Origin of the sequence: Streptomyces himastatinicus ATCC 53653 (assembly GCF_000158915.1) — a bacterium.
Classification (GTDB): Bacteria; Actinomycetota; Actinomycetes; order Streptomycetales; family Streptomycetaceae; genus Streptomyces; species Streptomyces himastatinicus.
Genome location: NZ_GG657754.1, coordinates 1,409,698 through 1,418,313, shown reverse-complemented (window position 1 = coordinate 1,418,313; position 8,616 = coordinate 1,409,698). Strand labels below are relative to the sequence as shown.

Below are 8,616 nucleotides of genomic sequence, written 5' to 3'. Positions count from 1 at the left end.
AACCCCGGGGTGCGGCCCGCGTCGCCGAGCGCGCCGGCGACCTCGTACGCCGGGCGGCTGGTGACCTTCACGTCCAGACAGCGGCCATCGGACCGGGTGCCCGCCTTCCGGGCGTGGTCTGCCACGCTGCGCAGCGCCGGGGCGACGTCCGGGGACGCGGCCACCGAGAGCCGCACCGCGTTGCTCCGGCAGGACTCGGCGGAGGGCAGCAGCCCGCCGCGTAAGACCACGACGGCGCCGGTCGCGACGGCGAGCACCAGCGCTGTGGAGATCGCCACGGTCCGGCGTCGGGAGGACGCGCCGGGTCTGGACCCCGTATTGTCCGGTGCGTAGTGATCGATACGCCCCGAACGATCGGTGTGATCCGCGCGATCCGTGTGATCGGTGTGATCGGCGCGGTCCATGGCATCGAATATGCCGGAGTAGTCGGGACCGTCGGATTCGTCGGGCTGGCTGTGGCGTCCCATGGCGATCTGTCTCTCCTGGAAGATGACGCTGTCAGGAGGGCGGCGCGCCGGCGGATGGCGCCCGGCCCAGCCTGCTCGTGCGCGATCTCGGATGTTTTTTCGAGACCTTAGCGGGGCGGGCGCGCCGATGAGGTAAGAAGAGCGGAAGTGGAGGCAGGAGTGCAGTCAGAGGCGCGTGGGGCGGAGCTGCCCGCGATCGAGGGCGACCTGCCGCGACGGATCCTGCGCAACGAGACGCTGCTCGTGCTGGCGCTGTCGCTCGGCGCGAGCGCCCTTTCCGCGCTGATCAGCTTCGTCGGCTCGGTGACCAAGCCCGGCGGGCTCAAGGACCAGGCGGCCACCATGAACGGCTCCCAGGCGCCCGGCCGCCCCTGGCTGGACCTCGCCTGGCAGCTGTTCGGGGTCGCGACCGCGCTGGTGCCGGTCGCGCTCGTGGCCCATCTGCTGCTGCGCGAGGGCGCCGGGCTGCGCGCGATCGGCTTCGACCGCACCCGGCCGCGCTCCGACCTGGCGTGGGGCGCCGCGATCGCGGCGGGCATCGGCGGCACCGGACTGCTGCTCTACCTGGGCGCGCGGGCGGCCGGGGGCAATCTGACGGTGGTGCCCGAGGCGCTGCCCGACGTGTGGTGGAAGCTGCCCGTGCTCATCGCCTCCGCCGTGCAGAACGCGGTGCTGGAGGAGGTGATCGTGGTCGGCTATCTGCTGCGCAGGCTCGGGCAGTTGGGCTGGACGCCGATGGCGGCGCTGGTGGCCAGCTCGGTGCTGCGTGGCTCGTACCACCTGTACCAGGGGATCGGCGGCTTCTTCGGCAACATGGCGATGGGCGTCGTCTTCGTCCTGCTCTACCGCAGGTGGGGGCGGGTCGGGCCGCTGGTCGCCGCGCATGCGCTGATCGACATCGTGGCGTTCGTCGGCTACGCCCTGCTGGCGGGCAAGGTGGGCTGGCTGCCCACCGCCTGACCCGCCCCGGCCCCTCGCGGGCCGCTCAGACCAGTAGCTCCCCGTCGATGACCGTGACGGCCCGGCCGGTCAGCAGCGTACGGTCGCCGCGCAGCGCGGTGCGGACCAGCCCGGTACGGGCGGAAGCCTGGAGTCCGGTCAGCTCGTCGCGGCCGAGCCGGGCGGACCAGAAGGGCGCGAGCGCGGTGTGCGCACTGCCGGTCACCGGGTCCTCGTCGATGCCGACGCCGGGCGCGAAGACGCGCGAGACGAAGTCGTAGCCGGAGGCGGGGTCCTCGGGGAGCGCGGTCGCGATGACGGCCCGCTTGACCAGCCGCCCGAGCGCCGTGAAGTCGGGGGTGAGGGCCCGTACGGACTTCTCGTCGGCCAGTTCCACCAGCAGATCGCCGACCTGGGGGCCGGTGTCCCGGGCGGAGAGGACCGTGGCGCCGAGCGCGTCGGTCACCTCGTTCGCGACCGTGACCTCGGTCAGCGGGGCGGTCGGGAAGTCCAGGGTGATCGTGCCGTCGGGGTCACCTGCGGCGGACAGCACCCCGCTGAGCGTGGCGAACCGTACGGTGCCGGTGGCGGCGCCCGTCGTACGCAGCACATGTGCGGTCGCGAGGGTGGCGTGGCCGCACATGCTGACCTCGGTGGCCGGGGTGAGCCAGCGCAGCGCCCAGTCGGCCTCGGCCCCTTCGGGAAGCGGGTGGGCGAAGGCGGTCTCGGACAGGTTGACCTCGGCGGCGACCTCCTGGAGCCAGGCGTCGTCCGGGAAGGCGTCGGTGTCCAGCAGGACGACTCCCGCCGGGTTCCCGGCGAAGGGGCGGTCGGTGAAGGCGTCGACGATTCGTATCCGCATGGTCCCGACCGTAGGCGGCGGGCGGAGCACCGGCCATGGCCAATCCCCGAACGGTGGACCTGCCCGCTGCCCGTGCCGGTTCGACCGGCACGGGCAGCGGAGGCGGCGAGGCCGCGTTCACGCGACGGCGGTGCCCTCCAGCTCGACCATCTGGCCGGGGATCGCCAGTCGTGTCACCCCGAGCATCGTGGTGGTCGGCGCCACCCCGGCGGCGCCCAACCGCGCGGCCAGCACGCCGTAGTGCGGGAAGAGCAGATCGACATCGGTCGTGTGGACGTTGAGCCGGACGAGGTTCGCGAGAGTCATACCGGCCTCGCCGAGCACCGCCTCCAGGTTGTCGACGCTCAGCGCCAACTGCGCCGCCATGTCGCCGTCGTGCTGGGGCTTGCCGTCGCCGTCCATCGCGGTCTGACCCGAGATGTACAGGGTCCGGGTGTGCCCGGAGACGACCTCACCCTGGTTGAACCCCATCTCCACCGACCATGTCACCGGGTTGACCGCGGTTCGTTCCATCGCCACATCCGCTCCATTCGATTCATCGGGACGTCGTGGCAGCGAGCCTCCCAACAAATCACGACATCCTCGGTCATGTATTTCGATAGGGTTCTCGTATGCGTGCTGACCGGCTGGTTTCGCTGGTACTCCTGCTGCGCCGGCGCGGTCGGCTGACCGCGGACACGCTGGCCCGCGAGCTGGACGTATCCACCCGCACGGTGCTGCGCGACATCGAGGCGCTGTCCGCGGCCGGTGTCCCGGTCTACGCCGAACGCGGCCGGCACGGCGGGTTCGCGTTGTTGCCCGGTTTCCGGACCGAGCTCACCGGACTGAACCACGACGAGGCCCTCGCCCTGCTGGCCGCCGGATCGGGGCGCGGTGAGCAGGTGTTCGGCCTCGGCCCGGCGCTCGCTTCGGCCCTGCGGAAGGTGGTCGACGCGCTGCCCGACAGCCATCGGGACACCGCGAACGACGCGGCCCAGCGATTTCTCGTCGACCCGGAGACCGACCTGCTCTCACGTCGGCTGGTCACCGATGAGATACCCGGCACCACCATGATCGAGGTCCGGCGCGCGGTGCTCGCCGGACGCAAGCTGCGCATCCGCTACGCGGCCACGGGCCAGACGCCACAGTGGCGCACGGTGGACCCGATCGGCCTGGTCACCGTCCGCGACCGGGTCTATTTGCTGGCCACGAGATCCGGGGCGGACCGCACCTACCGGCTGTCGCGGGTGTCGGCTGCCGAAGAACTCCCCGAACCGGCGCAGCGGCCGAACCGGGTCGACCTGGACCGGATCTGGCGGGAGCGCTCCGCGCGGTTTCTCTCCGGCGGCGACCACATCGCCGTGCGGGTCCGGGTGAACCCGGCGCGGCGGGAGGACCTGCTGGACACCGCGCTGGCCGTCCGCGCGGAAGAACCCGACGCGGACGGCTGGCTGCGGCTGGAGGCGACCTTCCAGGATTCACGACACGCCGAATGGGCGCTGTGGCAGCTCGGCACGGACGCGGAAGCCCTGGCCCCGCAGTCGTTGCGCACCTCCCTGCGCGACCGCGCCGCCGAGATCGCCACCCGCTACGGAGCCGCACCCCCCGAGTGAGAAGCCCTCTCATGAGGTCATGGCATTGCCATTCGATCGGTTCCGATATATCGTTGAGCCATCGTGATGGATCGATGATGAAAGGAGCGTCACGATGAGGCACCACCGTGGACAGGAACACTGCGGACCCGGTCGGCGCGACCGGGGTGACTTCGAGGAGCGGCGAGCGGCCTTCGGACCGTTCGGCCCCGGACCCGGCGGCTTCGGGGGACCCCCCTTCGGCGGGCCTCCGTTCGGTGGCCGGGGGCGTGGCGGCGGCGGGCGCCGCGGCCGGGCGCGGCGCGGCGATGTGCGCGCCTCGATCCTGGCCCTCCTGAAGGACCGCCCGATGCACGGCTACGAGATGATCCAGGAGATCGCCGAGCGCAGCGGGGGAGCGTGGAAGCCGAGCCCCGGTTCGGTGTACCCGACGCTGCAACTCCTCGAGGACGAGGGGATGATCAGCAGCGAGAGCGACGGCGGCAAGAAGCTGTACGCGCTCACCGACGCCGGGCGTACCGAGGCCGAGGCGGGGCCGCAGGCCCCGTGGGAAGAGGCCGGGCGCGGCATCGACTGGGAGGCCATGCAGGAGGTCCGGCAGGCCGGATTCGGCCTGATGGAGGCGTTCGCGCAGGTCTGGAAGACGGGCAGTCCCGAGCAGCAGCAGAAGGCGCTGTCCGTCATCAACGAGTCGCGGAAGCGGCTGTATCTGATTCTCGCCGAGCAGGACGACGAGGCCGACGAGAGCTGAGTGGGGTGGCGGCTATGCCACCAGCGCGGCGAGCTTGCGCAGTGACTCGTCCAGCGCCGTGGTCGCCGAGTCCTTGAGCTTTCCTGCCATCAGGGACACCGCCGCCCCCATGAAGTCGCCGTCGACACGGACCGTCGTCGCGTCCCCGTCCGGCGTCAGCGCATAGCGCATACCGAGGTGCACACCCATCGGGCCCTTGCCCCGGGTGGCGAACACCCGTCCGGGTTCGTACTCCTCGACGGTCCAGGTCACTTCGGCCGGGAAGCCCATCAGCCGCATGTTCTCCTGGTAGGTCGCCGCGGGCCCCGGCGCGGCGGGCGTGCCCTGCGGGAAGCCGACGTGGGTGACGTTCCAGTCGCCGTACGAGGAGAAGTCGGTGAGCCGGGCCCATACCTTCTCGGCCGGTGCCTCGATGCGTAACTGCGCGCTGACCTCGGCCATGGGGCTATGTCCCTTCCGGGCGTCCGGCGGCGGGACTGCGCACCGTAGCCGCGCCACCCGGAACATTCAATACTGACGAACCGTCAGCTCGCGGTTTCCGTGCGGAGCGCGGCCGCAGCCGGTGCAGGCGGCGCGTCCGGGGCGGGCGCTCCAGCAGCCGGTCGACGTGTTCCCGGCACAGCCCGTACGCGGGGTCGATCGGCAGCAGCAGCTGGTCGCGCCGCAGCCGGGACCGGCTCACCAGCCGCTCCGGCATCACGTCGTCCACCCAGGCGAACGGGCGGCCCGCGGCGTACCGCAGGATCGGCGCCCACTTGCGGCCCGAGAAGAGGTCCAGGACGGGCAGCTTCGGATCGTCCGGCCGCGGTACGTAGCCCGTGAACTCGACGACCGGCAGCTGGGGCAGTTCGAGGAGTGGCGCGATATGGCGGTTGGCCTCGTGCTCCCAGGTCGTGGCCCAGACCAGTTCGTAGGTGGAGGACAGCTCGCGCAGCCAGTTGGCGTGGGTGAGGGAGAGGAGGACGGTGAAGTCGAGAATGTCGTGAGCGGTGAACCCGTCGGTCGGCAGGACCGGGTTGAGGACACCGTCGATGTCCAGGAAGAGCAGCGGCCGAGCGGTCATGGGACTCCTTGGCGGCACGGTGCGGCGGAAAGGCGCGGTTGTGAGAGGGGGACGGCGCCCGGGCGGGCGATGGTTGCGTGCCGCGGGAGTTTCGAGGGGTTTCGGAGTCGGGAGGAAGGCCGGGTTCTCTCCTCCCCGAGGATGATTTCCGGTCATCGGCACCCAACTACCGTGGGATGCGCACATGCTTCCCGCTGAGGACGCTTCGGCCTCATGGGACTGATGGGGTGAGAGCGTGCGAAGTCCTACCCTTTCCGCTTCCGCCGATCCGGCCGCCGCCGGGTTCGAGGACCGGTTGAGCGAGCGGCTGACCGCCGTGGTCACGGGGGCCCGCCGACGCGCCGTACGCGACGGGGACCCCCACCTCGACACGGCCCATCTGCTGCACACCCTGGTGGAGAACGACCCGCGGGTGTGGGGCGCGTTCGCCGGCGGTCCGCCCCAAGTGGTGCGGCTGCTCGGCTATCTGGTGCAGCGCACCATCGGCTACGGGCTCCGGTGGAGCGGCGCGGTCGAGACCTCCGTGACCGGCGCCGGTGACGGGGTGCCCGGCTGGTCCCCGGCGGCCGCGACCGCGATGGCCGCGGCCGCCGGGCGCGCCGCGGCGCGGGGCGCGTTCCTCGCCGAGGGCCCCGACCTCCTCGCCGCGCTGACCTACGACCGGGAGTGCCGGGCCGTGGAGGTGCTGCGGCGGGCCGGGGTGGATGTGGATCTGCTGGTCACGGCGCTGGACGGAGAATCGTGCCAGTTGCAAACGGGGTGACGGTCCTGACATCGGGCTGACATGATGGCCCGATGCACAGCACGCAAGGCCAGCGCCATGGCCAGGGAAGAGGAGTCGGTCTGGGGCTCGCCCTGGTCTCGGCGCTCGCGTTCGGCGGCTCGGGCGTCGCCGCCAAACCGCTGATCGAGGCGGGGCTCGAACCGTTGCAGGTGACCTGGTTGCGGGTGACGGGCGCGGCCCTCGTCATGCTGCCGCTGGCCTGGCGCCACCGCCGGCTGCCGCTGCGGCGCCCCGGACTGCTGCTGGGCTTCGGCCTGCTGGCCGTGGCGGGCGTCCAGGCCTTCTACTTCGCGGCGCTCTCGCGCATCCCGGTCGGGGTCGCGCTGCTCGTGGAGTACCTCGCGCCCGCGCTGGTGCTGGGCTGGGTCCGGTTCGTCCAGCGGCGGCCGGTGAGCCGGGCGGCGGCGGTCGGCGTCGTGCTCGCCGTGGGCGGGCTCGCGTGTGTGGTGGAGGTGTGGTCCGGGCTGAGCTTCGACGCGCTGGGGCTGGCGCTCGCCCTCGGCGCCGCCTGCTGCCAGGTCGGCTACTTCGTCCTGTCCGACCACGGCAGCGAGGGGCAGGACGCGGCCGATCCGCTCGGGGTCATCGCGTACGGGCTGCTGATCGGCGCCGCGACGCTGACGGTGATCGCCCGGCCGTGGGAGACCCACTGGCCGGTGCTCACCGGGCAGGCCGACCTCGCGGGCACGCGGGTGCCCGCGGTGCTGCTGCTGGGCTGGATCGTGCTGATCGCCACGGTGATCGCGTACCTGACCGGGGTGCTCTCGGTGCGTCGGCTGTCGCCGCAGGTGGCCGGGGTGGTGGCCTGTCTGGAGGCGGTCGTCGCGACCGTACTGGCCTGGGTGCTGCTGGACGAACACCTGGGCGCGGTCCAGGTCGTCGGCGGTGTTCTGGTGCTGGGCGGGGCGCTGATCGCGCAGACGTCGGCGCCGAAGGCGGCGGGGGCGGAGCCGGTGGCGGCGGGGCCGCCCCCCGCCGCGCCAGCGCCCGCCGCGTCCGAGTCGGGGCACCGCCGCGCGGCGGCGGACGAGCCCCCGGAGGACGCCCCCTAGGGTCTACCCCAGCGACGTGAGATAGCCGGGTACGGGCGTGTCCGGCGCCAGGTCGTCGGCGGGGACGGGCGCGCCGTGGGTCCGGGCGACCGGGACCACGCCGGTCCAGTACGGCAGCGTCAGGTCCTCCGGTTCGTCGTTGGGGCCGCCGGTGCGCATCTTGGCGGAGACCTCGTCGAGGTCGAGGCGGAGCACGGCGGTGGCGGCCAGCTCCTTCGCGTTCGCCCGGCGGGAGTCGGCGGCCCGACCCGGCACCACATGGTCCACCAGCGCGTCGAGCGCGGCCGCGCGCTCGTCCTCGTCCAGCACCTGACGGGCGGTGCCGTGCCCCCCCCACCCGAGCGGTAGTTGATCGAGTGGTGGAACGCCGAGCGGGCGAGCACCAGGCCGTCGACGTGGGTGACCGTGAGGCATACCGGCAGCCCCGGGTCCTCGGCGCCCGCCATCCGCAGGGGGCGTGAGCCGGTCGAGCCGTGGACGTAGAGGCGGGACCCGGTCCTGGCGTAGAGCGTCGGCAGGACGACCGGGGCGCCGTCGCGTATGAAGCCCAGGTGGCAGACGTACCCCTCGTCGAGGATCGCGTGCACCACCTCCTTGTCGTACGAGGCACGTTGCCGGGCGCGGGTCGGGGTGGTGCGGTCGGTCGCGGCGTAGGCGGTGCCGTCCGGCTCGGTGGACGGCGCAGCGGACGGCTCGGCGGGCGGCTCGGTGGTCGCACTCATTTGCGCACTCCTATTGCACTAGTGCATAATGTGGTTTGTGCTAGGAGAATATCCGATCGAAGGCCGTGGCGCAGCGGAGATTGCGGCCAGCGTGGAGCGGGCGGTCGGCGCCGGGGAGCTGCCGCCCGGCCAATCGCTGCCGCCGCAGCGGGAGTTGGCCACACGGCTCGGCGTCAACCCGAACACCGTCGCGGCCGCCTATCGCGTCCTGCGCGAGCGCGGCGTGATCGAGACGGCGGGCCGCCGGGGGACCCGGGTGCGGGCGCGCCCGGCGAGCACACCCCGCGAGTGGCTCCGGGTCGAGGCCCCGGGCGCGCGCGACCTCGCGACCGGCAACCCCGACCCCGCCCTGCTGCCGTCACTCGGCGCGGCCCTCGCGGAGGCCGCGGCGCGCGCCGCCGACAC

At 72.6% G+C, this 8,616-nt stretch carries 10 protein-coding genes and 2 pseudogenes; 6 read left to right on the top strand and 6 right to left on the bottom strand.

Translation table 11 applies throughout. The features are described 5' to 3' along the window. A pseudogene (locus SSOG_RS53285) lies at positions 1-278 on the bottom strand (hypothetical protein); the annotation flags it as partial. A gap of 348 nt (positions 279-626) precedes the next feature. Here SSOG_RS53285 and SSOG_RS05375 point away from each other — a divergent pair. Further along, complete coding sequence (locus SSOG_RS05375) at positions 627-1,427, top strand: CPBP family intramembrane glutamic endopeptidase (protein ID WP_078510248.1); 801 nt, start codon at positions 627-629, stop codon at positions 1,425-1,427. Between the two features lie 25 nt (positions 1,428-1,452). Here the strand turns inward: SSOG_RS05375 and SSOG_RS05370 are convergent, their stop codons facing one another. Both SSOG_RS05370 and SSOG_RS05365 read right to left on the bottom strand, forming a co-directional pair. Next, complete coding sequence (locus tag SSOG_RS05370) at positions 1,453-2,268, bottom strand: PhzF family phenazine biosynthesis protein (protein ID WP_009713193.1); 816 nt, start codon at positions 2,266-2,268, stop codon at positions 1,453-1,455. 117 nt (positions 2,269-2,385) lie between these two features. After that, positions 2,386-2,781: a RidA family protein gene (locus tag SSOG_RS05365; protein ID WP_039936636.1), complete on the bottom strand. Its 396-nt coding sequence runs from the start codon at positions 2,779-2,781 to the stop codon at positions 2,386-2,388. 98 nt (positions 2,782-2,879) lie between these two features. Here SSOG_RS05365 and SSOG_RS05360 point away from each other — a divergent pair, with 98 nt between their 5' ends. Beyond that, positions 2,880-3,860 carry a helix-turn-helix transcriptional regulator gene (locus tag SSOG_RS05360; protein WP_039936635.1) on the top strand — a complete coding sequence of 327 codons (981 nt, stop codon included), beginning with the start codon at positions 2,880-2,882 and terminating at the stop codon, positions 3,858-3,860. A gap of 94 nt (positions 3,861-3,954) precedes the next feature. Beyond that, a complete protein-coding gene (locus tag SSOG_RS05355) occupies positions 3,955-4,590 on the top strand; it encodes a PadR family transcriptional regulator (RefSeq protein ID WP_009713190.1) in 636 nt (211 codons plus the stop codon). 12 nt (positions 4,591-4,602) lie between these two features. Here SSOG_RS05355 and SSOG_RS05350 read toward each other — a convergent pair whose 3' ends face one another. Both SSOG_RS05350 and SSOG_RS05345 read right to left on the bottom strand, forming a co-directional pair. Next, positions 4,603-5,031, bottom strand: a complete 429-nt coding sequence (locus SSOG_RS05350; protein WP_009713189.1) for a type II toxin-antitoxin system Rv0910 family toxin — start codon at positions 5,029-5,031, stop codon at positions 4,603-4,605. 4 nt (positions 5,032-5,035) lie between these two features. Beyond that, on the bottom strand, positions 5,036-5,653 hold the full coding sequence (locus SSOG_RS05345) for an HAD domain-containing protein (protein WP_063631538.1): 618 nt from the start codon (positions 5,651-5,653) through the stop codon (positions 5,036-5,038). Positions 5,654-5,888: 235 nt separating this feature from the next. On the opposite strand from SSOG_RS05345, the gene SSOG_RS05340 reads away from it, so the two are divergent. Continuing rightward, a complete protein-coding gene (locus SSOG_RS05340; RefSeq protein WP_009713187.1) occupies positions 5,889-6,416 on the top strand; it encodes a Clp protease N-terminal domain-containing protein in 528 nt (175 codons plus the stop codon). A gap of 32 nt (positions 6,417-6,448) precedes the next feature. After that, on the top strand, positions 6,449-7,489 hold the full coding sequence (locus SSOG_RS05335) for an EamA family transporter (protein ID WP_050799774.1): 1,041 nt from the start codon (positions 6,449-6,451) through the stop codon (positions 7,487-7,489). A gap of 3 nt (positions 7,490-7,492) precedes the next feature. Here SSOG_RS05335 and SSOG_RS05330 read toward each other — a convergent pair. Next, a pseudogene (locus SSOG_RS05330) lies at positions 7,493-8,211 on the bottom strand (pyridoxamine 5'-phosphate oxidase family protein). Positions 8,212-8,248: 37 nt separating this feature from the next. Here SSOG_RS05330 and SSOG_RS05325 point away from each other — a divergent pair. Beyond that, positions 8,249-8,616: GntR family transcriptional regulator (locus SSOG_RS05325; protein WP_154686082.1), on the top strand; the 368-nt coding region annotated here is incomplete at its 3' end.